Genomic DNA, 25,496 nt, shown 5'->3' on the forward strand with positions numbered 1-25,496 from the left:
GAAAGTCGGAGAACAATCTACCAAATTTCACCAATCTCTGAGTCCAATATAACGAACTTCAGAGCTTAGGATTAAAGGCCAATGGAACCACAAAAAGAATCCCCACAACATTACTTACCGTATCCACCACACAGCCAGCAATCTGCAGATGATGAAATCGATTTGCGCGAACTTTTCGCTGCATTGTGGAAAGGAAAATGGCTCATAATCGCAACCACATTTGTATTTGCTCTAGGCTCTGTGCTTTATGCTATGAGCCTTCCGAATATCTACAAAGCGGATGCGCTTCTTGCTCCAGCAGAAAGTTCAAACGGTGGTGGATTATCAAAAATGGCAGGTCAGCTTGGCGGGTTAGCTGCTTTGGCGGGTGTTAATCTTGGGGGAAGTGAGTCTTCTCAAACAGATTTAGCCGTTCAGGTCATGAAGTCTCGTCAGTTTGTAGAAGCGTTTATTAACAAACATGATTTACTTGTACCACTAATAGCTGCAAAAGATTGGGATTTAGCTAATAACAAAATCATCGTTGATGAAGATCTTTATAACCCTCGTACAGGTGAGTGGTTGCGTGAACCTGATGGCTTGCGTGGTGCAACACCAACGGCACAAGAAGCGTTTGAAGTGTTCAGTAAAGAAGTATTGAGTATTAACCAAGACAAAGATAGTGGTTTATATACTGTGTCTGTTAAAAGTTACTCTCCTTATTTAGCACAACAATGGGTAAACTGGTTAATCGATGATATTAATAAAGTGATGCGTGAGCGCACAATTAAAGAAACATCCCAAAACCTGACTTACTTGAATACTCAGTTACAAAAAACTGCGGTTGCAGATATGCAAAGTACCTTCTACAAGCTAATAGAGGAGCAGACCAAAAGTCTGATGTTAGCTGAGGTTCAAGAAGAGTTTATTTTTAAAGTGGTTGATCCTGCAGTCGTACCAGAAATAAAAGACGGTCCTAAACGTGCTTTAATATGTGTTTTTATCAGTATGCTAGGCTTTGTCATTGCATGTATTTTTGTTTTATTTAAGTATATTTTTATTAAGCAAGATTAATTCGTCGATGAATAAGATTTTTTTCTTTAATGTTTTAATGTTGGGCGAGGGTAAACTATGAAAAAAGATTTTATAGCATTGATTACTGCCAGAGGTGGGTCAAAAGGCTTACCAAGAAAAAATATATTGCCAATGAATGGTAAGCCTCTAATCGCATGGACGATTGAGGCTGCTAAAGCGTGTTCTTCGATTAAAGATATATACGTATCAACTGATGATGAAGAAATAGCAAAAATTAGTTTGAAATATAATGCAAAAATAATTGAACGACCTAAAGAGCTTGCTTCAGATTGTTCTAGTAGTGCAGAAGCTGTGTCACATGCAATAGATGCTCTTGAATATAAAGGAGTGAAATTCGACAGTATCGTTTTATTACAACCAACATCGCCTTTACGAACATCTACTCACTTAGAAGAAGCTTTGAAATTATTTTTTTCTAAAAAAGCCAATTTTGTCATTAGTGTTTTTGAACCTTCAAATACCCCGATAAAATCATACGTAGAAAAAGAAGATGGCTCCATGTCTGGTTTATTTAGTGATTCCGCACCATATATGAGGCGTCAAGACCTACCCAGAGTGTTTCAGCCAAATGGCGCTATTTATGCTTTCTCAAAAAACGAATTCAAAAAGTATGAACAATTCCCTAAGAACAGGGTTTACCCTTATATTATGCCGGAGTTATTCTCTGCAGATATAGATACCGAAACTGATTTTAAACTTGTAGAAAAAATAATGAAGGAATTGATTGAATGAAAAATCCAGTATTCAAAATATGCCAAAGAGAAATAGGGTTAGACTATGACCCTCTGGTGATCGCGGAGATTGGTATTAATCATGAGGGTTCGCTAAAAGTAGCTTTTGAAATGGTAGATGCTGCTATTGAGGGAGGAGCTGAAGTGATAAAACACCAAACTCATGTGGTTGAAGATGAGATGAGTGATGAAGCAAAAGCTGTAATTCCTGGAAATGCCGACGTTTCTATTTATGAAATTATGGAACGTTGCGCATTAAATGAAGAGGATGAGACTAAGCTGAAAGACTATGTAGAGTCCAAAGGGGCTATATTTATTAGTACGCCATTCTCTCGAGCTGCAGCACTTCGCCTAGAAAGAATGAATGTTCCAGCATATAAAATTGGCTCGGGGGAGTGTAATAACTACCCATTGTTAGATCTAATTGCTAGTTTCGGTAAACCAATCATTCTTAGTACTGGAATGAACGATATACCATCTATTGAAAAAGCAGTTAATATTTTCCGAAAACACAATACGCCTTTCTGCTTATTGCATACTACCAACTTGTATCCTACTCCTGATCATCTAATTCGTATTGGTGCGATGGAGCAATTGCAAGAAGCTTTCCCTGATGCAGTGGTTGGATTGTCTGATCACAGTATTGATAATCTAGCTTGCTTAGGAGCGGTGGCTTCAGGAGCATCTGTTTTGGAGCGTCACTTTACAGATAGTAAAGATCGAAATGGTCCGGACATTGTTTGCTCTATGGATGCTAAAGAATGTGCAGAGCTAATTTCTCAATCGAAGCGTATGGCTCAAATGCGTGGAGGTAAGAAAGAACCAGCGAAAGAAGAGCAAGTAACTATCGACTTTGCTTATGCAAGTGTTGTTACAATCTCTGAAATCCAAGCTGGTGAAGTATTTACTCGAGAAAATTTGTGGGTTAAACGTCCAGGGACTGGAGATTTTTTGGCTGAAGAATATGAATCTCTAATTGGCAAAATTGCTTCACAAGCTATTCCATCTGATGTTCAATTAAAAAAAGAATACGTTAAGTAAAATATGAAAAAGATATTGTTTTTGACAGGTACACGCGCAGATTTTGGTAAATTGAAAAGTCTAATATCTAAAGTTGAGCAACATCCATCCTTTCAAGCTCATATATTTATCACAGGAATGCACATGATAAATAAATATGGAATGACGGCTATTGAGGTTGAAAAAGCAGGATTCAAGTCACTCTATAAGTATATCAACCAAAATGGCCATGATTCGATGGATGTAGTTCTGTCAAAAACAATACAAGGGTTATCCGACTATGTGAAAGAAGTTTCTCCCGATATGATTGTTGTTCACGGCGATCGGGTGGAAGCTATGGCTGGTGCTATAGTTGGCTCATTAAATAATATCCTTGTTGCGCATATTGAGGGAGGGGAAGTTTCAGGGACGATTGACGAGCTTATTAGGCATTCTGTATCGAAGATGTCTCACCTGCATTTTGTATCAAATGAACAGGCTCGTAAACGTTTACTACAGTTAGGTGAGCTTGATTCTAGTATTTATGTTATTGGCTCTCCGGATTTGGATATTATGAACTCAAAAGAGTTGCCAAGTCTTGAAGAGGTAAAAAGTAAGTATGAAATAAACTTTGAGAAATATGGTGTACTAATGTACCACCCGGTTACCACTGAGTTAGATGAACTAAAGTCTAATATTGAGAGTACGGTTTCTGGTGTAATAAATAGTAATAAGAACTTTATTGTCATTTATCCTAATAATGATCATGGTTCAAATGTTATTATTGAAGAGTATGAGCGTTTTCGTCATCTTGATAATATTAAAGTGTATCCTAGTATAAGGTTCGAGTGTTTTTTAACCTTGCTTAAAAATGCTGACTTCATGCTTGGCAATTCGAGTGCTGGTATAAGAGAAATGCCATTTTATGGGAAACCAACAATAAACCTAGGTTCTCGTCAAAGTAATCGCTCTCAGGCCCAGTCAATAATTAATATCAAAGAAAACGCTAAAGATATAGAAAAAGAAATTTATCACCTAAATGAAAATTATTACCACAAAACAGAAGAGTTTGGCTTTGGTAATAGTGATACTCTCTTTATGGAAGCTCTAAGTAACGAAAAGCTTTGGAATACAGAGAAGCAAAAAGTATTCCTTGATATAAAGTAATATGTATGAACATTAGAAGGCATACAATTGAAGTTATAATTTTTGGACTTGCTATTACTATTATAGCAAGTTTAATTTCTGGCTTAAGATACGAGTCTGGAGCAGACTATTTTAACTATGAGAGGATTTTCTTTTTCATTAAAGAATTTGGGTATAAACCAGTATTTGAACCATTTTTTTTTATAATCTATAGTTTTTCTAAAACATATTATATTGCAAATATTGCAATGGCCATAATTACAAACTTACTAATGTTATTGGCAATTAATAAATGTACAAAAAAAAATGAATTTTGGTTTGCTATCTTTATATATTTCTTCTCTGAGGTCTATCTAACTCAATTCAATATTGTAAGGCAGTCATTAGCTCTTCCGTTTCTTTATTTATTTTATGTTTCAATATGCGATAAATGTAATAAAAGGGTGGTTCTTTACTTTTTCCTATCTATTTCGTGTCATTTTATGGCCGGCTTGATATGTTTTATCCTGATTTTTCTAAGGAAATTTAGGATAAACTCTGTGCTTTATCTTCCTATTGCTATTACTGTATATCTAGCTAGTCAGCTAAATTTGTTCTTAGGTATATATCAGTTTTTCGTGGCGTTTTTACCGGAAAAATTTTCAGGTTATCTAGATATGGATTTTAGTGATGGCAAAACATTAGGTACGAAATTTATAATCGAATTTACTATGTTTTACGTGGTAACGATATTTTTAAATAAAAGCAAAAATATAAATATAAGATATCTAGGTAGTATCGTATTTGTGGGTTATCTGGTCGCCTTTGTTGCTACAACAATACCAATTTTGTTTAGATTGGCGTATTTCTTAATATTTTTTAAAGTAATATATTTTTCAAAATTATTGAGTTGTGATGTAAGCGTTAAGCTATCGAATCGAGTGATTCTAATCATGTTTATATGCTTGTATCATTTTCTGATGTTCTATTATTATATTGATGGGAATTTGTATGATATATTTCCTTATGCAGTGGTGAGTTATGATAAAATATTCTAATTATTGTCTTGAGGAAGTGGATAAAATCTTATTGGTTGGCAATGCATATTCTATTTATTATTATTTGTCTTTGCCAGGTTCAACTTCAAAAGATACTTTATTGATATGCGCTGAAGCGATTCCTTTTCATATTGCTAAAAAGTTTGAAAACCTAATTGTTTTTAATGAGTTAAACTCCGGAGCAAAAAAAATAATAGATTATGTTGGTTTTTTATATTTCTTTCTTCAGTTCAAAAGAGAAATTGAAAGGGCTAAAAAAACATTTTCTTTTTTTGGTGTTGATCATCTTTTTTATTCTCCAATATTGAAGATAAACAAAAATTATAATCTTATTGAAGATGGTCTTATTAACTATATTTTTGAGAAAAAGAATATTCCAATAATTTACAAGGTAATTCTTGGCAAGCAATTTGGACTATCCAAATGGTGTAGTAAAGTATACTTAAGTGGTATGATGGAATCCCCAAAATCTGTTTCAAAAAAAGTTGTTATACATACTCCAATTGTCACAAAGGAAATTTTGGATGTGTTTGACTTGAAGTCACTTGACACAATGGAAGGAAATGGGCTTCTTTTACTGACTCAACCTCTTAGTGAAGATGGTATCATTGATGAAGATAGCAAAATAAATATTTATTCAGACCTTATTGAACAATACGATTTAAGCAATTTGAATTTATTTATAAAGCCACATCCTAGAGAGATTACAGCTTATATTGACTTCTTCCCTGATGCTACAGTTTTAGAGAGTGATATTCCATTTGAATTGGTTTCTGACTTTTTTTCCTACGATGCAACTGTTATGACTTTATTCTCTTCTTCTATATATAATACGAAGTTTAAGAGAAAAATCATTGCAGGGACAAAAGGTATTAGTGCAATCGAAAGAAAGTTTGGTGTGATTGAGGAGTCAATAATTGTCTAAGTTTAAAATTCTAATACATACACATTCTTTGCCTATTACAGGTGGAAGTAAATCTTTACTTTTGTTAGCTGACTTACTTGTTAATGCAGGTCATAAAGTTGAACTAATATTAGAGAACAATAATGTTAAACTTTTGCCGAAAAATAAAATAAAAATAAATGTCATTTCAAATTTTATGACATATGCAAAGTCTGATTTTTATTTGCCTAATAGAAATGAGAGCAACAAGGGCAACAAGGCTGAAAAAATTTCGACCTACAAAGTTAATGTCTTTCAAAAGTATCCATTAGTTAGAAAGATTTTAATTTATACTCGTTACTTAAGGAATCTTCTCTTATGGTATGGAAAAAAACATGGCGTAAAAAAATTGATTTCAAAAAATAAATATGATTTTGTAATTACCAATAACATGTATAATGATCTAGAACATATATTTTATTATGATAATGTTAATAAAATTATGTCTATTAGAAACTCTCCAGAGGAAGTTTTTACTAAAAGAATTCAACCGAAGTTATTTAGTTTTGATAAGTACTTTAAAAATATTAGCTTTGTATGCGTATCTAAGGACTCCGAGTCTGAATTGCGGAAAATCACAGATAGACCGACAAGCACAATATATAACCCTTTTGATTTTTCCTACATCAGGTTGAAGTCAAATGAAACTTTGCCTATAGAAGATACTATGAACAAAAAGTATTTTCTTATTGTAGGAAGCTTGTGTAAAAGAAAGAGAGTCGATATAGCTATAAAAAGTTTTAGCCGTCTTAATCACAGAGATGAATACAAGCTATTGATTGTTGGTGATGGTGAAGAAAAATCCAATTTAAAAGTATTGGCAGATAATCTCGGTGTATCTGAGAATGTTCTTTTCTTAGGTAATCAAGAAAATCCTTACAGTTACATGAAAAATGCAAAGGCTACCTTATTAACATCTGAGTCTGAAGGTTTACCAAGAGTATTAGTAGAATCTTTAATCGTAGGTACTCCGGTTATTTCTAGTGATTGTCCTACCGGGCCGAGAGAGTTGTTAGGACCTGAAAGTAAGTATCTGGTAAAAATGGAAGATGAGGCGTCGATGGTCAACAATTTCAGTTCTATTATGGATGATGCAATCAAGTTCGGTATAGAACAAAACATATGCTTAGATAGATTTGACCCTACCTCTATACTTCATCAGTGGGAGTTAGTATTTAAAAAAATTAAAAATGAAAAACGATATAATTAATATTTTTAAAACGACCGGATTTCTTACGATTATAAAGCTAGCTACAGTATGTACTCCCCTTTTTGTATATCCGCTAGTAATATCCAGTGTCGGAAAAACTGAATTTGGTGAGGTTTTAGTTTTTCAGTCGATCGTCATGTTCTTTTTGATGTTCATTAGTTTCGGTTTTAACCTGTCTGCAACAAAAGCTCTTTCAGAAATTGAAGATAAAGATAAGATTAATACATTATTTAATGATGTGTTCTGGAGTAAGGTGTTAATCACGGTTTTTGTAATTATCTTATATTATATAACGAATGTAATTTGGGGCTCTTATACTGAAAAATTCTTCGGTTATGGTTTTTTTTATTTTTTTGGAGAAATGCTATATTGTCAATGGTTTTTTCACGGAAGAGGAATTGTTAAAAAACTGACATATATTGTGTTTTTTACAAAAATATTCACTATAATCAGTGTTTTAATAATAAGTAAAATAAATGACGTTTCAGGTCAATACATTGCACTTATATTTTCTTTGGAATATTTCTTTTTAGGGTGTGCCTCTTTTCTTTATGCTAAGTATAACTATAATTTAAAAATTCAAAAAGTTGTTCTAAAAGCTGTTGGAGATAAAATCCAGGAGGCGCAACATCTTTTTAGCGTGATCTTCATTACGTCTCTTAAAGATAGATTTAACTTGATCATTGTAGCTCATTTTTTTAGTCCCGCGGCTGTAGTTGTTGTCGACTTTGCTATGAAAATTGTGACTATTCTGTCTCTACCCTCATCAATTCTCTCGCAGGCTGCCTACCCAACGAATAGTAAACGAAAAGATAAAAGTCTATTTTTTAAGATTTTGCTTATTGGTGGGTGTATAACTCTGACCGGTTATGCGTTTTTCTTTTTTGTATTTGATTATATAAATGAGCATGCGTTCAAATTTGATGCTTATAATGTGTCATCTATAATGATCATGGCGATATCTAGTTGTTTTCTGTCTATCAGTTCAATGATAGCAACTAATGGATTAGCTGCTATGGGGTATAATAGAGAGTTGTTGATTAATGTTGTACTAACAACCGCTTTTTATTTCGCTTCTCTATTGATTTTCTACATTATCAATGATTTTAATAACTTACGATATTATCTGTTTGTTATATTATTTACTTATATCTTTGAGATGATATCTCGAGTCATATTAGCGAAGAAGAAGAGGTTGCTTTGAATATTGTAATATTTGACTTTTGTGAAACTCTAGTTGATTTGCAAACAGCTGATGATTACGTCCATTTTGTATTAAAAAATGATGGCGATCTAAAAGGAATGTTAAAGTTTAAAATCTATAAAAGTCTATTCTATAGAGTTCTTGTAAAACTTGGCTTTGTTTGCTCACCAAAATTACCTATCTTGAAGCTTCTTAAAGGGAAGAAGTATGAAAAACTAGATAAATATGGTAAAGAGTATATCGAGTATATAACAAGAGAAAAATCCAATATAAATATAAACAAAGCTCTCAAGGATGCTAAGCTTGATGGTGCAAGTATTTTTATTATATCGGGTGGATACGATATATATATAAAACACTTCCTTCCTGATTATATTGACTTGTTAATATGTACAGAATTGGATTTCCGAAATCAAATTTTTTCTGGCGAGATTAAAGGCTTAGATTGCTTAGGCTTAAATAAGCTTAAGAAATTATACGATAAGTTTCCTAAACATGATTTCGTTAGAGCAAAAACTAGTTTCTATACTGATCATATAAGCGATTTACCATTATTGGAGATTGTTGATAAACCATTTGTAGTTACTAGTCATAGGGATTTGACTTGGGCATTAAGTAATAAATTTGAGATTGTAGAAAAATGAATCAAAAAGAGTTAATTAAAAACTGCTATCTAAGAGTGGTTAGAGTTGTACCTGATATTGAAATTATCAATAAGTTATTGCTTAAAACCAAGTTTAAAGCAACAACTGGGAAGACATTGTCATTTTCTAAACCAGAAAACCTTAATCAAAAGCTGCAATGGGTAAAAATCTACGATAGGAACCCTCTATACACTGTTATAGCTGATAAAGTTGGCGTGAGAAAATATTTAACTGATATGGGGCTTCAGGAAGTCTTAATTCCTTGTTTTGGTGAAGGCTCATCATTTGAAGAGTTTAATCTATCGAATATTAATAGCTCGTCTTTCCCTGTTATAATTAAGGTTAACCACGATTGTTCTGGTGGTTTAATATTAAGAAATCCAAACGAACCATTAATTAATGTTAAAGGTATCAGTGAGCCAAAATTCTCAGAATCTGATTTTAATTCAACATATGATTATAACGAAGCCTACATTAGATACTTTATTAAAGAAAGAATGAAATATAATCACTATTATAGTTCGAAAGAGTGGCAGTATAAAAATATACCTAAGAAGTTTTTGATTGAGAAACTCTTAGAAGATTCTGACGGACATATACCAAACGATTATAAGTTTCACTGTTTTAATGGGAAAGTCGAGTTCATCTATGTTTCTGTTGACCGGGAAGGAGATGATTATCGAAAAATCTATTATCCAGATTGGACTCCAGCTCCTTTCACTTGGACTAAAATTGGAAAAGAAAAGTGTTTTGAAGGGGATGATATTTCTCCTCCAGAAAATTTAAATAAACTTATTGAAGTCGCAGAGAAAATTTCACAAGACTTCAAATATATCAGGGTTGATCTCTACTCCACAGGTAAAGAGATGTTCTTTGGTGAACTAACGTTACAACATGGTAGTGGTTTTGAACCTATACTTCCTGCTAAATATGACGAGTACTATGGCTCGCTATTTGATATCAATAATAAATAATAAAGGGCTTACATGTTTTTAAATAAAGTTGTTAATGATTTAAATCCTTATAAGGTTACATCTCATAAGGCTTGGGAGAATATTGGAGATAAATCCGTTCTTAAGCTTGATTGGAATGAAGCTACAATTCCGCCATCTCCTAAAGTTAATGAGGCATTGATTGACTTTATTCAAAACGGGAGATTGAATTGGTATCCAGAAACTGCGAATTTAAAACTTAAGAAAAAACTTGCAGAGTACGTGGATGTTGAACCTGATAACCTCGAGTACTTCTCAAGTTCAGATGGATTACATGAATATATTCTTCGTGCATTTGTCGATTATGAGGATACTGTGGTGATGATCGCACCTACTTACGATAATTTCCGAGCAGTTGCGGAAAGTGTAGGTGCTCGTGTCGACTACTATTATCTAGATAAAAAATATGATTATAAATTTGATATTGAAGATTTTAGTGATTATTTAAATCAAGTTCGCCCTAAGGCTGTTTATTTATGTAACCCGAACAACCCTACAGGAAATATATACTCTCCAGAAGAAATAAAAACATTAATTAAAAGATTTAATGATGTGCTGTTTATTGTAGATGAGGCTTACTATGAATTTAACACTAATAGTGCATCTCATTTTGTCAATGAATATGAAAACATATTAATATGTCGGACATTTTCAAAGGCCTTTGGATTAGCATCAATTCGCTTTGGTTATGCAATCTCAAGTAAGCAAAATATTGCAGGTATCAGCAAGATAAGAAACCCTAAAAGTGTCAGTTCTTTTGCTCAAGTAGCGGCTATGGCTGCATTAGATGATGTAGAATATATGTGGCAATATGTAAACGAAATAAATTGTGCGAAAGATATATTCATTGAAAACTTAAGAAATCTAGGAGTGAAGGTCTTAAGTTCCGCTGGGGGGAATTTTGTTTTTGTAGATCTGGAAAATAAAGCTGACCGTTGCATCGAACAATTAGAGCAGAGAAATATCTTTATTCGCTCTTACTCTAAAGTTGGACGCTCTGAAGGCTTGGTGAGAATTACTGTTGGAACAAGAGAGCAAATGTCTCATTTTATGAGTATTTTTGAAGACGTTTATACTTCTTTTTAGTTTTATTGAGAGCAAAGGGGGACCTTTGCTCTCTCAGTTAGGTGTTATTGTGCATTTTGAAAGTTTTAGTTGCTTAGTACCTGTTTATGGCGGTGATAAACCAGAATGGTTGAATGAGTGCTTGAACAGTGTATGTCTATTGTCTTCAAAAAAACCTGATGAGTTGGTTATTGTCCTTGATGGTCCCGTATCCATAGAAATTGAAAATATTGTTAACAGATATTCAAGTATTTTGGATGGAAGATGTAAAATACTAAGAAACCCAGTAAATAAAGGTTTGGCTTTTGTTTTGAATCAGGGGTTGTCGGCTTGTAGTTATGAGCTCGTTGCTAGAATTGATGCGGATGATATCGTATTGGAAAATAGGTTTGAGGTCCAAGTCGAGTATTTTAATCAGAACTCTAATGTGGATATTTTAGGAGGTCAGTGCGATATTATTGATGCTTGTGGTAATATTATTGGTTCAAAGCATGTACCTATCGATAATAATAATATTCGTAATATCATATGGAGTTGCCCTCTTATACACCCCACTGTTATGTATAAAAAAAGTAAGATATTGTCAATTGGCGGTTACAAAGAAGACTTGAGGCGCAGACAAGATTATGAATTATGGTTTCGGTGTGCGCAAAGTGGAATGGAGATATCTAATTTAAAAGATACATTGATTAAATATAGATTAGTCCAGTCCGCTAAGAAGAAAAACGGCTTACAATATAATTTTAAGCAATCAATGATTGGTTATAAAGGTTGTCAAGCCATGGGGTATGGACTGCTTCCTCGAATTTATGTTTTTTACCCATTAATAAGTTCCTTGACTCCACAATTTCTAAATAGAGCTCTCAGAAATATATATCATTACCTAGACCCGAGGAAAGAGAAAGAAAATGCCTAAAATCTTGGTTACTGGTGCCAATGGTCTTGTAGGAAGGCACCTTTGTACGCGCTTACCGGCAAAGGATACTAATACACTATCTCGCGGTAATAACACTTATGGTTACGCAAACTACTTTCAGTGTGAAATTTCTCCGAATCAAGTTTATTATGATGCTCTTTCAGATTGTGAGGTTGTTATCCATTGCGCTGCCAGAGTTCATGTTATGAATGAAGAGAAAAGTGCTGCAATTAATCTATACAGAGATACCAATGTTGCCGGAACTATCAATTTAGCTAAGCAAGCTATTTCCGCCGGTGTGAAAAGATTTATTTTCATAAGCAGTATCAAAGTTCTTGGAGAGACTACCAGAACCGGCAAGCCTTTTTGTAATTTAAGTAACATTGCTCCATGTGACGCATATGGTCTATCCAAGGCTGAGGCTGAGATCGAATTGTTGGAGCTAGCAAAGAATACTGGTTTAGAAGTGGTAATCATAAGACCAACTTTAGTTTATGGTCCGGGTGTAAAAGCGAATTTCGCCTCTTTAATGAGCTTAATATCGAAGGGGGTGCCGTTGCCTTTTGGATGTGTGAACACTAATTCACGTAGCTTGATTTCAGTTGATAACCTCGTTGACCTTATCCATACTTGTATCAGTCATCCTCGCGCAAAAAATCAGATTTTTCTTGCTTCTGATGATCACGATGTTTCCACATCTGGTTTGGTACGGGAAATTTCTCATGCCATGGGGAAACCTAGGTGGCAACTTCCGGTTCCAATTTGGTGCTTTGAGGTAATGGGGAAAATATTAAATAAGTCAGATGTAATTTATCGATTGACTGGTTCATTAAATGTCGATATTTCTTACACTAAAGATACTTTAAACTGGTCTCCTCCTCAGACGCTGAAAGACGGAATAAAAAAGACAGTAGATACTTTCCTGCAACCTCAGAAAATGGGTAAATAATATGACTCGTATAATCGATTTGTTAGCAGCTTTTTTTGGTCTGTTACTTTTATGGCCAGTGCTACTCACGGTTACTATTTTCGGTATATTTGATACTGGCTCTCCTATATTCGTTCAAAAGCGTGTAGGGCGAAAGAAAAAACCTTTCAAGTTGGTTAAATTCAGAACGATGACTATTGAAACTAAATCTGTAGCGAGTCATCTCGCTGATACTGCTTCAATTACTAAGCTCGGCGCATTTTTGCGTAAAACAAAGATCGATGAATTACCACAACTAATAAATGTTTTGAAAGGGGATATGAGCCTTGTTGGTCCGCGACCAAATTTGTTTAACCAACATGAGCTTATTATTGAGCGTGAAGCGCTTGGTGTTTATGATGTGCTGCCAGGAATTACCGGATTGGCGCAAGTTCAGAATATTGATATGTCTACTCCAGCTTTGTTGGCAAAAACCGATAAGGAAATGATCGATACGTTGACAATAAAGGGTTACTTTAAGTACATCATTATGACCGTTACAGGCAGTGGTTCCGGCGATGCTGTAAAATAGTTTAGCTGGAAAGAACTTTGATCGAGCCCCAATCGCGCTCAGTCCTGTTACTAAGAGCTCTTGCAATAGCTTGTCTGTATTGATTCCAGTGAGGGTTCTGTTTTCATGTTAAACTAAAGCAAGCTATCTCCAATCAAACCATACACAAGAATTATTATGCAACGTCTACAATTTATATGGCAGCTTTCTCGGACCAACAAGAGAATTATCAGTGTTCTGATTGATATTATATTGATCTTTATAGCTTTTCATTTGGCAATCTTAGTCCGTTCAGGAGATTCTAATTACTTCACTTATCCTGCAGTTTGGGGTATTCAAATTGCGGTGACAATAGTCACGATTGCTGTCTTTGCCCGCTTAGGGCTCTACAGAGCGGTTCTTCGTTACCTAACCTTTCAAGCTTTGTTTGTAGTGACTGCTGGTGCGGTCATTTCTGCTACGCTCGTAGCTGCCTTTAGTTTCTACATGAGCGACCCGTTTCCTAGAACCGTTCCTATTATCTATGGTGCATTTCTTGCCCTTTTTTGTGGTGGACCTCGCGTTATTGTCCGATCTTTGATTGCCCAAAGCTATTCAACGCAGAGTAAAGAGGTTCTTATTTATGGTGCGGGCTCAGGCGGTCGACAACTGGCTATGGCATTAAGAAGTAGTGGAGACTATCGCGTAAGAGCGTTTGTTGATGGTGACTCAACTCTTTGTAATACGATGATCCTAGGGTTGCCTGTTATTGCTATTGAAGACGCGATGCCCCTCATAAACAAATATGACGTTTCTCAAGTCTTACTCGCAGTGCCGAGTGCTAAGCGTTCGCGTCGTAAGGTTATTCTTGATGAGCTGGCTAAGTTACCTGTTGAAGTGCTTACTGTTCCTGATATGACAGATATTGTCTCTGGGAAAGCCAAAATAGATGAGCTTAAGGACGTTGCGATTGAGGATTTACTTGGGCGAGATCCAGTAGCGCCTCAACAAGTGTTGCTAGAAGCGAATATCAAAGGCAAAGTGGTTATGGTAACAGGTGCTGGTGGTTCTATTGGCTCTGAATTGTGTCGTCAAATTGTGGAGCAATCACCTAAGTCTATTATTTTATTTGAGTTGTCTGAATTTGGTCTGTATCAGATTGATCGCGAACTAAATCAACTTAAAATTGAAAAAGGGCTAACTTGCGACATTATTCCTTTGTTGGGCTCTGTTCAGCGTCAACATCGTCTAGAAACGACAATGTCTGCTTTTAAAGTTCAAACGGTATATCACGCAGCAGCATATAAACACGTCCCATTAGTCGAGTTTAATGTAATAGAGGGAGTGCGTAATAATATTTATGGCACTTATTACACTGCGTGCGCGGCGATTAAAGCCGGCGTTGAATCATTTGTACTAATTTCTACCGATAAAGCCGTCCGCCCTACTAACGTTATGGGGACAACTAAACGAATGGCAGAACTTGGTTTGCAAGCTCTTGCTGAGCAGGAAAATACAAAACCAAATGGTACTCGATTCTGCATGGTACGATTTGGCAATGTTCTTGGCTCCTCTGGCTCCGTTATTCCTGTGTTTAAAAAGCAAATTGCATCAGGTGGACCTGTTACCGTAACTCACCCAGAGATTACTCGTTTCTTCATGACAATTCCTGAAGCTGCACAGCTAGTAATTCAGGCAGGTGCGATGGGAAAAGGTGGGGATGTATTTGTTTTAGATATGGGTGAGTCAGTCAAAATTACGGATTTAGCAAGCAATCTCATTCAACTATCCGGTCTTGAAGTTAAATCTGAAGCTAACCCTCATGGTGATATTGAGATTCAATTTTCAGGACTTCGTCCAGGTGAAAAATTATATGAAGAGTTACTAATTGGTGACAATGTTAAGCAGACAGCGCATGAGCGAATCATGACAGCTCATGAGGTTCACTTGCCTTTGGGAGAATACGAGTTGTTGTTGAATGAGCTTGATTTTGCCTGTCATAATATGGATCACGAAAATATTCGTACATTGTTACTAAATGCCCCTACAGGCTTTAATCCAACGGATGGTATTGGTGATTTAGTATGGAATTATAGTCAATCTGAGAGTGACTATTTGGACTCCATACAGCTTGTGAGTAATTGAATGACAACTGTATTCTCTAAATAGTCTGGTTTCGTTTTGGTACGAATGAGTTTCTCAAAGATTGAACTTTCTGGTTTGCTCTTGCCCTTTTATGACACAGATGTTTTGAGCTAGCGATCCTCGCTAGCTCATTTTTTTGATTTTTGGTATCCTCAGCCAAAAATAAATGAAGGATTAATCCATGAAAATTGCAGTTGCTGGGACCGGCTATGTTGGGCTGTCTAATGCCATGTTGTTAGCTCAAAATCACGAGGTGGTCGCTTTAGATATCATTTCTGAGAAGGTTGATTTACTGAACCGACGTAAGTCGCCGATTGTTGATACTGAAATTGAACACTTTTTGGCGCACAAAGAGCTAAACTTTTTGGCAACAACGGATAAGCAGAGAGCTTACCAAAACGCAGAATACGTTGTTATTGCAACTCCTACAGATTACGATCCACAAACTAATTACTTTAATACATCTTCTGTTGAAGCGGTGATTAAAGATGTTATGTCAATTAACCCTGAAGCCGTAATGGTGATTAAGTCAACTGTACCTGTTGGCTATACTGCTCGAATTAAGGAAGAACTGGGGTGTGAGAATGTCATCTTCTCACCTGAGTTCTTGCGAGAGGGCAAAGCGCTTTATGATAACCTTCACCCTTCACGTATTATTGTTGGTGAACGCAGTGAACGTGCAGAAGTATTTGCGAACTTGCTGGTGGAAGGGGCAGTAAAAGAAGATATTCAAGTTCTTTTTACTGACTCTACAGAAGCTGAAGCAGTAAAACTGTTTTCAAACACCTACCTTGCAATGCGTGTTGCGTACTTTAATGAGCTGGATTCTTACGCAGAAGCTCACGGTTTAGATGCTCGTCAGATCATTGAAGGTGTCGGTTTAGATCCTCGTATCGGTAATCATTACAACAACCCATCTTTCGGTTATGGCGGCTACTGTTTACCAAAAGATACCAAACAGCTTTTAGCAAACTACCAAGAAGTTCCGAACAATATTATTGGTGCTATTGTTGATGCTAACCGAACGCGAAAAGACTTTATTGCAGATTCAATCATTAAACGTCAGCCAAAAGTAGTAGGTGTATATCGTTTGATCATGAAAGCTGGCTCAGACAACTTCCGTGCGTCTTCAATCCAAGGCATTATGAAGCGTATTAAAGCAAAGGGTATAGAAGTAGTCGTTTATGAACCTGTGCTTCAAGATGCTGAGTTTTTCCATTCACGTGTTGTAAAAGATCTGAATGAATTCAAAAAATGTTCGGACGTGATTGTCTCTAACCGTATGGTTGAAGAGTTGGCGGACGTAGCTGAAAAAGTTTATACACGCGATCTATTTGGTAGTGACTAACCTCACACTTGATTAAGTTAAGCCAGTCTTATTTGACTGGCTTTTGTTTCTTTAGGAATTGGTTAATTATGAAATACTTAGTAACTGGTGCTGCTGGTTTTATTGGTAGTGCAACAGCAGAGAAGCTTAATGCTGCAGGGCATGAAGTTGTGGGTATCGATAATCTAAATGATTACTACGATGTGAATCTAAAACATGCTCGACTCGCTCGTATTGAAAATCCACTGTTCAAATTTGTAAGTGTGGATATTGCAGATCGTGGAGCGATGGAGCAATTGTTTGCGACTGAGAAGTTTGATCGCGTTATCCACCTGGCTGCCCAAGCTGGAGTGCGTTATTCACTAGAAAACCCACATGCTTATGCGGACTCAAACTTAGTTGGGCATCTCAATATTCTTGAGGGATGCCGTCAAAACAAAGTCAGCCATCTAGTCTATGCATCTTCGAGCTCTGTGTATGGCCTTAATGCAAAAGTTCCTTTTGCCACTTCAGATAGTGTTGACCATCCAGTATCACTTTATGCAGCAACGAAAAAGTCTAACGAGCTAATGGCTCATAGTTATTCTCATCTGTATGACATCCCAACAACAGGTTTGCGCTTTTTCACTGTGTACGGTTCTTGGGGGCGTCCGGATATGGCTCCATTTATTTTCACTAAGAAAATTCTTGATGGCGATACCATTGATATCAACAACAACGGTGATATGTGGAGAGACTTTACCCATGTAGATGATATTGTTGAAGGTGTAGTCCGTATTGCAGACGTCTTACCAACTCGAAATGAAATCTGGACTGTAGAATCTGGAACTCCAGCAAGCAGTTCTGCTCCATATTCGGTTTATAACATTGGTCATGGGTCTCCTATCAACTTGATGGACTTCGTTAAAGCGATTGAAGATGAGCTTGGTATTGAAGCGAAGAAAAACTTCCGCGAAATGCAACCTGGGGATGTTTATCAAACTTATGCTGATACAGAAGATTTATTTACCGCTACTGGTTACAAACCAAGAGTAACAGTTAAAGAAGGTGTTGCAGAGTTTGTTTCTTGGTATAAAGAATTCTATAACAAGTAATACAAAACGAGGCGAAAGCCTCGTTTTTGTGTCTAGCTAGGTATAAATCACAATGATTAAAAAATGTCTTTTCCCTGCAGCGGGTTACGGTACTCGTTTTCTACCTGCAACAAAATCCATGCCGAAAGAAATGATGCCGGTAGTTAACAAGCCATTGATTGAATATGGTGTTGAAGAAGCGATTGAAGCTGGCATGGATGGCATGTGCATTGTCACTGGTCGTGGCAAACACTCTTTGATGGACCACTTTGATAAAAACTATGAGTTAGAACATCAAATTTCAGGAACAAGCAAAGAAGCACTATTGGACGATATCCGTTCTTTGATTGATTCAGCGAGTTACACATATATCCGTCAACGTGAGATGAAAGGTCTTGGTCATGCTATCTTGACTGGTCGTGAGTTGGTGGGTGATGAGCCATTTGCTGTTGTACTAGCAGACGACCTTTGTGTGAATGAAGAGCAGGGCGTATTAGCGCAAATGGTTGAGCTGTATAAGCAGTTCCGTTGCTCTATTGTTGCGGTTCAAGAAGTTCCAGAAACTGAAACTCATAAATACGGTGTAATTGCCGGTGAGATGATTAAAGATGACATCTTCCGAATTGATAACATGGTAGAAAAGCCAGAACCAGGCACAGCACCAAGTAATTTAGCAATTATTGGTCGCTATATCTTAACGCCAGATATTTTTGAGCTTATCGAAAATACAGAACCAGGCAAAGGTGGAGAAATCCAAATCACTGACGCATTGATGCAACAAGCGCAATCTGGTTGTGTTATTGCTTACAAATTTAAAGGTCAGCGTTTTGACTGCGGCAGTGTAGAAGGTTACATCGAGGCGACAAACTACTGCTACGAGAACCTATACAAAAAAGCGTCTAGTGCTGAGCTTGCTAAAACACCAACCGTAAAGGTTGCTGAACCAGCATAGTTGTTCAGGCTCGTTACCAATGTGCTTTAACATGGCTTTCTGACGTACAAAGCTTAGTTAAAGCACGTTGATATTCAAATTCTTATGCTGTTTTAACTCATTAACAATAAGTAAGAACTAGGTTGTATCGTTCTAATGTCGGCTGATATTAGTTTAATAAACCACCTCAATTCCCTCTGCTTCCAATTTCTCTCCTAACTCTTTTTTCGCTTCTTTTTCTCCATGTATCAAATGCACGGCTTTTGGTTGTGCTGGAATACCAGTAACAAACTTCAATAAATCGCTTTGGTCTGCATGTGCAGAATATCCAGAGATGGTATGGATCTGTGCATTGGCTTCGATTAGTTGGTTATCGATATCCACCGTGTGGCTGCCTGATTGGATTTCTCGCCCTAATGTCCCTTGCGCTTGATAGCCTGCAAACAACACATCATTTCTTTTGTCTGGCAAGAGTGCTTTTAAGTAATTGACGATTCTTCCTCCTTCGCACATACCGGATGCCGCGACGACAATTGCAGGCTCATCGGTGGAGGCTAGTCGATTTACTAATGCTTGATGTTCTCGATGGTTTTCCACGGTAATGCATTGTTCAAAAGCGAGGGGATGACGATGGTTGTTGAGCTTTTGCTTTGCTTCTTTTCCCCACAGTTTTTTGAAACGCCGGTAGGTCTTCGTGACTCTTTTCGCGAGCGGAGAGTCTAAGATAATTGGCAAAGAAGACGACAAGTCGCGTTGGTGAATCAGTTGCTCAATATCGAATAACAGTTCCTGTGTACGTCCTACGCTGAAAGCTGGGATCAGAATAACACCACCGTCTTGCAGTGCGTGATCGATAATGGCGTTCAAGCGCTCAGTTCGAGTTGCAATGTCTTCATGCTCTTTGTTGCCGTATGTGGACTCGATGAACAGATGGTCGGCACGCTTTGGCGGCTTTGGATCGGGTAAGAGCGGGGTATTGGACGGACCTAGATCGCCGGAAAACACGATGATTTCATGATTGGGGAGTTTGAATTCCACGTAAGCGGAACCAAGAATGTGCCCTGCTGGTTGAAAGCGCAGGTAACATTGGTTACCAAGTGGCAGCCATTGTTGGTAGTCATGAGGTCTCAGCTGTTTTTTAATGACATTGAGGACTTGTTGACGCTGATGGAAGTTCAAACCCAGTTGCAGCTTTAATCCATCTTCTAGCATGAGCGGTACGAGTTCGGCTGTTGCTTTGGTGCAGTAGATGGGACCTTTAAATCCAGCAGCCAGTAACCAAGGTAGGCGTCCAATATGGTCGATATGAGCATGAGTCAGGACTAATGCTTTGATGTGTTTAACCGGAAATTCAATATCCAGTGATGCCTTGCGATTACCAAAATGGATGTCTTTGCCTTGAAAGAGTCCGCAATCGATCAAGATGCTGCCGTGTGGCAGTTTCAATTCATGACAAGAGCCAGTGACGGTATGTTTCCCACCATGGTGAATCACACTGGCGATGTCTGATATTGGTGTTGTCATGTCGATTGCTCCTCCTTGAACAAGTATCAGTAACTATAAATCCAGTGGGCAGGGTAAGTGAATAGAGTTCGTTGGTTGGATGGAATTGAGTGGGAATAATCGGAAGTGCGATTAGGCTCTTTGTTTTGATGTAAGGCGTTTTTCGTTACTTAACTTTGGGTTTGACACATGCGGTTAGTTGATTCCTGATGTCGCTTAGGCTCCTCGGAATGACGGGATTCTTATAGGTTATGTCTGTTGTTTTGTTGGTTTGATATGGGTGCGTGCGGTTAGTAGATTCCTGATGTCGCTTAGGCTCCTCGGAATGACGGGATTCTCATAGGTTATGTCTGTTGTTTTGTTGGTTTGATTTGGGTGCGTGCGGTTAGTAGATTCCTAATGTCGTTGAGCTCCTCGGAATGACGGGATTTTTATAGGTTATGTCTGTTGTTTTGCTGATTTGATTTGGGTGCGTGCGGAGAGTAGATTCCTGATGTTGCTTAGGCTCCTCGGAATGACGGGATTCTCATAGGTTATGTCTGTTGTTTTGTTGGTTTGATTTGGGTGTGTGCGGTTAGTAGATTCCTGATGTCGCTTAGGCTCCTCGAAATGACGGGATTCTTGTGGACATGTCTGCCGTTTGACGGGGTAAAGTTTGGCACTAGTAATAGGCAGATTCCTGATGTCGCTTAGACTCCTCGGAATGACAAAACTCATTAGATCGTAGGCAAACAAAAAGGGATGCGTGATGCATCCCTTTGTTATTTCTGCTTAATAAAAAGCGAAATTAAGCTTTAGCTGCTGCCGCTGCTTTAGCGATAGCTACGAAGCTCTTAGCGTCTAGAGAAGCGCCACCAACTAGAGCACCGTCGATGTCTGGTTGTGAGAAGTAAGCTTCTGCGTTTTCTGGCTTAACAGAACCGCCGTATTGGATGATTACTTGTGCTGCAACTGCTTCGTCTTTCGCTGCGATTAGTGCGCGGATAGAAGCGTGGATGCGTTGTGCATCTTCAGCTGTTGCTGCTTTACCAGTACCGATAGCCCAGATTGGTTCGTAAGCGATGATTGCGCCGTTTAGAGCTTCAACACCGTAAGTGTCGATAACTGCGTTGATTTGACGTGCACATACTGCTTCAGTTTCGCCAGCTTCGTTTTGAGCTTCAGATTCACCGATACAGAAAACAGGCGTTAGACCGTTTTCTTTTAGGAAGTTGAATTTCTTAGCGATGAACTCGTCAGATTCGTTGTGGTATTCACGACGCTCTGAGTGACCAATGATGATGTGAGAAGCACCGAAGTCTTTCAGCATTTCTGGAGACATGTCGCCAGTGAAAGCACCGCTGTTGTTTAGGTCAGTGTTTTGTGCACCTAGGATAACTTTGTTACCGCCTTCAGCGATTACGCGCTCAGCTAGATCGATGTAAAGAGCTGGTGGAGCTACTGCTACGTCAACACCTTCAACGCCTTCAAGTTCAGCGTTAATACCAGTTAGCAGCTCAGTTACCATTGCTTTGCTACCGTTTAGTTTCCAGTTACCCATCACTACAGGACGACGCATAGGAATATCTCCCTTATCTTTAATGTAAATAGTCTATTAATGTAAAAAATCTACGTAGGAATATAACAGAATAATGTGAACAGATCATGATTGGCGTCATGTCTTATTCGGCTTTCTTCATCTGGTCGGTGCTGCATTAGTTCTGTTATTTTTGTCAAAAGCAATCGATTGGTGATCGCGTAGACAGAATGATAGTCCATTCCTCGGAAAATGCGCCTTAGATTGGTATTACTGTGGGTTAAAAGTTCGCCGTAATAAGAAAGGAATCAAAATGCCAAACTTAGTTTTAGAATATTCCAACTCAGTCGATGAGCGTGTGAATGTTCAGGGATTACTAGAAGATCTACACAAAGTCACCTTGGAGAGTGGTTTGTTCGAGCTTGCGTCCGTCAAATCACGTGCGCTTCGTTGCCACAATTGGTTGGTGGGAGAAGAGGGCGATAGTGTTGATTTTATTCACATCAACTTTGATTTGTTGGCAGGTAGAAATGCAGAACAAAAACGCGAGTTATCAAGAGCACTGATGGTTGTTTTACAGGAACAAGCGAGTCATGTTCGTAGCTTAACGGTGAATGTGCGCGATATGGATATTGATTGCTTCCAGAAGGTGGTGAACTAGCTCTATTGCTCGGGTTAAAGTCCAAACTGCCTCATTTAGACATTTAGACATTTAGACATTTAGACATTTAGAGTCTACAAACTGAAGGCTCTAAATGTGCATACCTACAGTTTGAAATCTGGTGATATTTTCCTCTGGGGGATGAACTTTTCAAACCATGCTGACTCGGCTAATCTATAGCCTTTCAAAATTAGGGTAAAAGTCGATGTCGATTAAAGAGTTATTGTTTTCTTTCCAAGGGCGTATAGGTCGTAAAACTTACTGGATGTGGAACATCATCTACTACATCCTAATCTTAGGTTTTGGTGCGGGCATCAGTAAGTTGTTCCCAGCATTTTCTTATATTCTTCTGCCTATTTTCTTATTGATTCTTCTGATCCCAGATTTGGCGATAACCACTAAGCGTTGGCATGACCGTAATAAGTCGATTTACTGGCTAGCATTGAATATTCCATTGATCATTGGCCGAGTTGCCACGCCAATGACTAACCCAGCCGCGCAGGATCCATCTACACCGCAAATGCTGATTGCTTCGGTCTCTCTGCTATGTGGTCTATGGATTCTTGTCGAGTGTGGTTTCTTGAAAGGTTCTGCCGGTCAGAACAAATATGGTCCTGAGCCGGAGTAAGGTCTTTAGGTATCGAACTCATTGGAGGTAGATTCTTAGTCTCGCTAGTGCTCGCTAGAATGACGGATTCCTTTTATTTAATAGCAAGTTAAATTAACTGTCATTCTGAACAGCGAGGGACGAGCGTGATTCAGAATCTACTCACCGAGTGCTCCGAGTTTGCAGTAAACGACCGAGCTAGTGAATTACAATGGAAAAGTAGCCACAGATCATTAAGGAGAATGAACCATCGACAAGGTACCTTGCGTTTACATCCTAACTTCAAAAAATAACTCAGTTCTCTACATTGGTGTTACCAGCCAACTAGCCCAAAGAATATGGCAGCATAAAAACGGAGTCGTTGAGGGTTTTACCAAGAAATATCACGTTCACAAGCTCGTTTACTTTGAGTTGTTTGAAGATATGGCAACTGCCATAAACCGAGAAAAGCAGCTTAAGCAATGGAAGCGAGAGTGGAAGTTAGATTTAGTGAGAAAAACGAATCCTGACTTTCTCGATTTATCCAACGAGTTTTAGTAAAAATCATCCCTATCTTTAAACGTTTTCAACTCAACCACATCGGCTTTTTTAGTTGGGGCGGTTTCCCCTTGTAATGCCTCTCTGAATTTCACGACCTGTTTCTGCAGCTCGTTCATCAATACGACATTTGTGTGGTTGGGGTTTTTGCAGTTATGAATGACTCTATCTATGTGACTTTGCTGTGCCCACAATCGTGGTTGCATCTGCTCTGAAGCACCTTCAATCATTTCTTTCGCCATATCGTGACGAAATTGTTCAAAGGCTTCGGGGTCGCGTTCTGCCATTTTTACCATTTCATCGAATGAGGGCAAAACTTGAGGTGTGTAGCTGTTCGGCATAGCCGCTCCAAATCCATTGGATGTTGCTCCTAGTTACTAAAAGCTTAATCCACATAGAGGATGAGAGCGGATGAATTGCGTCATAGTCTCATTTATAAGAGAGTATGTTCATAATAACGGTTGGTTTGGTCGAAGATTTATTGCTGGATTCGGTACACGCAGCGACGTTGACCACTGATGATGTGCTCATCTCGTTCGATTTTGGTTTCGCTACCTAAAAGTGATTGGAAGACATTGAGTTCAGATTGGCACAAACTTGGGCAGCGAGTGGCTGCTTTGCAAATAGGGCAGTGATTTTCGATGAGAATAAACCCATGTTCATCTTTTTCTAGTTCTGCCATGTAGCCTTCTTGCTCACGCAGAGTAACAAGTGTCTGTAACTTGCTTTCCAGAGAGTCGCACTGCTCTAGGTGTTGCTGGTAGTTTTGTAGGGTGAGTTTCTCGCGCTCAGACGTGACTTTCTCCAATCCGTCTTTACCGAAGATGTGCTCTACCGCTTCAATAAACTGAATGGTCAGTTCGCCGTGGCGATCAGCAAATTGCTCATGACCTTTTTGCGTAAGGGACCAATGACGGGTTGGGCGCCCAACTTTGACTTTCACATCATGGATCGACAGGATGCCGTCATCTTCTAAACCTTGTAGATGCTGACGCGCACCCATGGTTGTCATACCCAGTTCAGAAGAGAGTTGTTTCGCAGTGACAGAGCCATCACGCTTAACGATTTGCAAAATCCTATCTACGGTCTTCATATACCCACCATCTATACATCAGTACATATTATGCTCGATAGGGTTAGTAAAGAAAAGTGTTGACTTAATTTGTGTGTAGATTTGTTGGGTATATGTCGTCATTCTAAACAACAAGAAACAAGTGTGATTCAGAATCTATTATCCGTTTGTGCTGTGAATTAAGGTGAATGAAGAAGAGTTTGGGGGCGCTGCTACTAGATCCTTAGTCTCGCTTGAGCTCGCTAGGATGACGAACTCTTTTGGTTTATAGCTTGTTTAAGTAATCGTCATTCTGAACATCGAGGAACGGGCATGATGCAGAATCTATTGTCCGTTTGTGCTGTGATTTAAGGTGAATGAAGAAGAGTTTGGGGGCGCTGTTACTCGATCCTTAATCTCGCTTGAGCTCGCTAGGATGACGAACTCTTTTGGTTTATAGCTTGCTAAAGTAATCGTCATTCTGAACACCGAGGAACGGGCATGATGCAGAATCTATTGTCCGTTTGTGCTGTGATTTGAGGTGAATGAAGAAGAGTTTGGGGGCGCTGTTACTAGATCCTTAGTCTCGCTTGAGCTCGCTAGGATGACGAACTCTTTCGGTTTATAGCTTGTTAAAGTAATCGTCATTCTAAACAGCAAGGAACGAGTGTGATTCAGAATCTATCATCCGTTTGTGCTGTGGTTTAAGGTGAATGAAGAAGAGTTT

The 25,496-nt window shown here is 38.0% G+C and carries 25 protein-coding genes; 21 read left to right on the top strand and 4 right to left on the bottom strand.

Annotated elements, in window-relative coordinates; translation table 11 throughout:
* Positions 1–81: 81 nt before the first annotated feature.
* The 18 genes from ABMY42_RS15975 to galU all read left to right on the top strand — a co-directional run bounded on the left by ABMY42_RS15975 (position 82) and on the right by galU (position 18,915).
* A complete protein-coding gene (locus ABMY42_RS15975) occupies positions 82–1,053 on the top strand; it encodes a Wzz/FepE/Etk N-terminal domain-containing protein (RefSeq protein WP_349266542.1) in 972 nt (323 codons plus the stop codon).
* A 57-nt stretch (positions 1,054–1,110) separates the two neighbouring features.
* The gene (locus ABMY42_RS15980; RefSeq protein WP_025558419.1) at positions 1,111–1,806 is read left to right on the top strand and encodes an acylneuraminate cytidylyltransferase family protein; all 696 of its coding nucleotides are present in this window, start codon (positions 1,111–1,113) and stop codon (positions 1,804–1,806) included.
* On the top strand, positions 1,803–2,846 hold the full coding sequence (locus ABMY42_RS15985) for an N-acetylneuraminate synthase family protein (protein ID WP_025558420.1): 1,044 nt from the start codon (positions 1,803–1,805) through the stop codon (positions 2,844–2,846). The genes ABMY42_RS15980 and ABMY42_RS15985 overlap by 4 nt, the downstream gene beginning before the upstream one ends.
* Positions 2,847–2,849: 3 nt before the next feature.
* Positions 2,850–3,971 (top strand): UDP-N-acetylglucosamine 2-epimerase, encoded by a 1,122-nt coding sequence (gene neuC, locus ABMY42_RS15990; protein WP_349266543.1) that lies wholly within the window; start codon positions 2,850–2,852, stop codon positions 3,969–3,971.
* Between the two features lie 5 nt (positions 3,972–3,976).
* Positions 3,977–4,987, top strand: a complete 1,011-nt coding sequence (locus ABMY42_RS15995) for an EpsG family protein (protein WP_349266544.1) — start codon at positions 3,977–3,979, stop codon at positions 4,985–4,987.
* Positions 4,971–5,912, top strand: coding sequence for a glycosyltransferase family 52 (locus tag ABMY42_RS16000; RefSeq protein ID WP_349266545.1), 942 nt, complete (start codon positions 4,971–4,973; stop codon positions 5,910–5,912). The genes ABMY42_RS15995 and ABMY42_RS16000 overlap by 17 nt, the downstream gene beginning before the upstream one ends.
* Positions 5,905–7,140: a glycosyltransferase gene (locus ABMY42_RS16005; protein WP_140094394.1), complete on the top strand. Its 1,236-nt coding sequence runs from the start codon at positions 5,905–5,907 to the stop codon at positions 7,138–7,140. The genes ABMY42_RS16000 and ABMY42_RS16005 overlap by 8 nt, the downstream gene beginning before the upstream one ends.
* Positions 7,121–8,344, top strand: coding sequence for an oligosaccharide flippase family protein (locus ABMY42_RS16010; RefSeq protein WP_025558425.1), 1,224 nt, complete (start codon positions 7,121–7,123; stop codon positions 8,342–8,344). Before ABMY42_RS16005 ends, ABMY42_RS16010 begins: the two co-directional genes overlap by 20 nt.
* Positions 8,341–8,988, top strand: a complete 648-nt coding sequence (locus ABMY42_RS16015) for an HAD-IB family phosphatase (protein ID WP_349266546.1) — start codon at positions 8,341–8,343, stop codon at positions 8,986–8,988. Before ABMY42_RS16010 ends, ABMY42_RS16015 begins: the two co-directional genes overlap by 4 nt.
* Positions 8,985–9,962 (top strand): ATP-grasp fold amidoligase family protein, encoded by a 978-nt coding sequence (locus ABMY42_RS16020; RefSeq protein ID WP_025558427.1) that lies wholly within the window; start codon positions 8,985–8,987, stop codon positions 9,960–9,962. The genes ABMY42_RS16015 and ABMY42_RS16020 overlap by 4 nt, the downstream gene beginning before the upstream one ends.
* 12 nt (positions 9,963–9,974) lie before the next feature.
* On the top strand, positions 9,975–11,066 hold the full coding sequence (gene hisC, locus ABMY42_RS16025; RefSeq protein WP_069485158.1) for a histidinol-phosphate transaminase: 1,092 nt from the start codon (positions 9,975–9,977) through the stop codon (positions 11,064–11,066).
* Positions 11,041–11,961, top strand: a complete 921-nt coding sequence (locus ABMY42_RS16030; RefSeq protein ID WP_053047764.1) for a glycosyltransferase — start codon at positions 11,041–11,043, stop codon at positions 11,959–11,961. Before hisC ends, ABMY42_RS16030 begins: the two co-directional genes overlap by 26 nt.
* Positions 11,954–12,910: an SDR family oxidoreductase gene (locus tag ABMY42_RS16035; protein ID WP_349266547.1), complete on the top strand. Its 957-nt coding sequence runs from the start codon at positions 11,954–11,956 to the stop codon at positions 12,908–12,910. Before ABMY42_RS16030 ends, ABMY42_RS16035 begins: the two co-directional genes overlap by 8 nt.
* A 1-nt stretch (position 12,911) precedes the next feature.
* Positions 12,912–13,460, top strand: a complete 549-nt coding sequence (locus ABMY42_RS16040) for a sugar transferase (protein ID WP_272591689.1) — start codon at positions 12,912–12,914, stop codon at positions 13,458–13,460.
* Positions 13,461–13,616: 156 nt separating this feature from the next.
* Entirely contained in the window at positions 13,617–15,563 is a 1,947-nt protein-coding gene (locus ABMY42_RS16045) for a nucleoside-diphosphate sugar epimerase/dehydratase (protein WP_025558432.1), read from the top strand.
* A 181-nt stretch (positions 15,564–15,744) separates the two neighbouring features.
* Positions 15,745–16,911, top strand: a complete 1,167-nt coding sequence (locus tag ABMY42_RS16050; protein ID WP_258517145.1) for a nucleotide sugar dehydrogenase — start codon at positions 15,745–15,747, stop codon at positions 16,909–16,911.
* 68 nt (positions 16,912–16,979) lie between these two features.
* The gene (locus ABMY42_RS16055) at positions 16,980–17,984 is read left to right on the top strand and encodes an NAD-dependent epimerase (protein WP_349266548.1); all 1,005 of its coding nucleotides are present in this window, start codon (positions 16,980–16,982) and stop codon (positions 17,982–17,984) included.
* A 52-nt stretch (positions 17,985–18,036) separates the two neighbouring features.
* Positions 18,037–18,915 carry a UTP--glucose-1-phosphate uridylyltransferase GalU gene (galU, locus tag ABMY42_RS16060; RefSeq protein ID WP_005449262.1) on the top strand — a complete coding sequence of 293 codons (879 nt, stop codon included), beginning with the start codon at positions 18,037–18,039 and terminating at the stop codon, positions 18,913–18,915.
* Between the two features lie 153 nt (positions 18,916–19,068).
* On the opposite strand, the gene ABMY42_RS16065 is transcribed toward galU, so the two are convergent.
* Both ABMY42_RS16065 and tpiA read right to left on the bottom strand, forming a co-directional pair.
* Positions 19,069–20,418, bottom strand: coding sequence for an MBL fold metallo-hydrolase (locus ABMY42_RS16065; protein WP_349266549.1), 1,350 nt, complete (start codon positions 20,416–20,418; stop codon positions 19,069–19,071).
* A gap of 766 nt (positions 20,419–21,184) precedes the next feature.
* On the bottom strand, positions 21,185–21,955 hold the full coding sequence (gene tpiA, locus ABMY42_RS16070; protein WP_005428123.1) for a triose-phosphate isomerase: 771 nt from the start codon (positions 21,953–21,955) through the stop codon (positions 21,185–21,187).
* Positions 21,956–22,226: 271 nt separating this feature from the next.
* Here tpiA and ABMY42_RS16075 point away from each other — a divergent pair, with 271 nt between their 5' ends.
* From ABMY42_RS16075 to ABMY42_RS16085, 3 genes are all read left to right on the top strand, one after another.
* Entirely contained in the window at positions 22,227–22,574 is a 348-nt protein-coding gene (locus ABMY42_RS16075) for a 5-carboxymethyl-2-hydroxymuconate isomerase (RefSeq protein ID WP_020195823.1), read from the top strand.
* Between the two features lie 205 nt (positions 22,575–22,779).
* Complete coding sequence (locus ABMY42_RS16080; protein WP_045490736.1) at positions 22,780–23,202, top strand: DUF805 domain-containing protein; 423 nt, start codon at positions 22,780–22,782, stop codon at positions 23,200–23,202.
* A gap of 228 nt (positions 23,203–23,430) precedes the next feature.
* Positions 23,431–23,718, top strand: coding sequence for a GIY-YIG nuclease family protein (locus ABMY42_RS16085; protein ID WP_081097968.1), 288 nt, complete (start codon positions 23,431–23,433; stop codon positions 23,716–23,718).
* On the opposite strand, the gene ABMY42_RS16090 is transcribed toward ABMY42_RS16085, so the two are convergent.
* Positions 23,715–24,059, bottom strand: coding sequence for a DUF3135 domain-containing protein (locus ABMY42_RS16090; protein WP_009698881.1), 345 nt, complete (start codon positions 24,057–24,059; stop codon positions 23,715–23,717). The genes ABMY42_RS16085 and ABMY42_RS16090 overlap by 4 nt on opposite strands.
* A 137-nt stretch (positions 24,060–24,196) precedes the next feature.
* Positions 24,197–24,811, bottom strand: coding sequence for a metalloregulator ArsR/SmtB family transcription factor (locus ABMY42_RS16095; RefSeq protein ID WP_005446749.1), 615 nt, complete (start codon positions 24,809–24,811; stop codon positions 24,197–24,199).
* Positions 24,812–25,496 lie beyond the last annotated feature (685 nt).

Source organism: Vibrio sp. SSH13-20, assembly GCF_040104475.1.
GTDB classification, from domain to species: Bacteria; Pseudomonadota; Gammaproteobacteria; order Enterobacterales; family Vibrionaceae; genus Vibrio; species Vibrio harveyi.

Coding starts and splice junctions, on each gene's coding strand:
- ABMY42_RS15975 (WP_349266542.1), top strand. CDS start 82: ATGGAACCACAAAAAGAATCCCCACAACATTACTTACCGTATCCACCA.
- ABMY42_RS15980 (WP_025558419.1), top strand. CDS start 1,111: ATGAAAAAAGATTTTATAGCATTGATTACTGCCAGAGGTGGGTCAAAA.
- ABMY42_RS15985 (WP_025558420.1), top strand. CDS start 1,803: ATGAAAAATCCAGTATTCAAAATATGCCAAAGAGAAATAGGGTTAGAC.
- neuC (WP_349266543.1), top strand. CDS start 2,850: ATGAAAAAGATATTGTTTTTGACAGGTACACGCGCAGATTTTGGTAAA.
- ABMY42_RS15995 (WP_349266544.1), top strand. CDS start 3,977: ATGAACATTAGAAGGCATACAATTGAAGTTATAATTTTTGGACTTGCT.
- ABMY42_RS16000 (WP_349266545.1), top strand. CDS start 4,971: ATGATAAAATATTCTAATTATTGTCTTGAGGAAGTGGATAAAATCTTA.
- ABMY42_RS16010 (WP_025558425.1), top strand. CDS start 7,121: ATGAAAAACGATATAATTAATATTTTTAAAACGACCGGATTTCTTACG.
- ABMY42_RS16020 (WP_025558427.1), top strand. CDS start 8,985: ATGAATCAAAAAGAGTTAATTAAAAACTGCTATCTAAGAGTGGTTAGA.
- hisC (WP_069485158.1), top strand. CDS start 9,975: ATGTTTTTAAATAAAGTTGTTAATGATTTAAATCCTTATAAGGTTACA.
- ABMY42_RS16035 (WP_349266547.1), top strand. CDS start 11,954: ATGCCTAAAATCTTGGTTACTGGTGCCAATGGTCTTGTAGGAAGGCAC.
- ABMY42_RS16040 (WP_272591689.1), top strand. CDS start 12,912: ATGACTCGTATAATCGATTTGTTAGCAGCTTTTTTTGGTCTGTTACTT.
- ABMY42_RS16045 (WP_025558432.1), top strand. CDS start 13,617: ATGCAACGTCTACAATTTATATGGCAGCTTTCTCGGACCAACAAGAGA.
- ABMY42_RS16050 (WP_258517145.1), top strand. CDS start 15,745: ATGAAAATTGCAGTTGCTGGGACCGGCTATGTTGGGCTGTCTAATGCC.
- ABMY42_RS16055 (WP_349266548.1), top strand. CDS start 16,980: ATGAAATACTTAGTAACTGGTGCTGCTGGTTTTATTGGTAGTGCAACA.
- galU (WP_005449262.1), top strand. CDS start 18,037: ATGATTAAAAAATGTCTTTTCCCTGCAGCGGGTTACGGTACTCGTTTT.
- ABMY42_RS16065 (WP_349266549.1), bottom strand. CDS start 20,418: ATGACAACACCAATATCAGACATCGCCAGTGTGATTCACCATGGTGGG.
- tpiA (WP_005428123.1), bottom strand. CDS start 21,955: ATGCGTCGTCCTGTAGTGATGGGTAACTGGAAACTAAACGGTAGCAAA.
- ABMY42_RS16075 (WP_020195823.1), top strand. CDS start 22,227: ATGCCAAACTTAGTTTTAGAATATTCCAACTCAGTCGATGAGCGTGTG.
- ABMY42_RS16080 (WP_045490736.1), top strand. CDS start 22,780: ATGTCGATTAAAGAGTTATTGTTTTCTTTCCAAGGGCGTATAGGTCGT.
- ABMY42_RS16090 (WP_009698881.1), bottom strand. CDS start 24,059: ATGCCGAACAGCTACACACCTCAAGTTTTGCCCTCATTCGATGAAATG.
- ABMY42_RS16095 (WP_005446749.1), bottom strand. CDS start 24,811: ATGAAGACCGTAGATAGGATTTTGCAAATCGTTAAGCGTGATGGCTCT.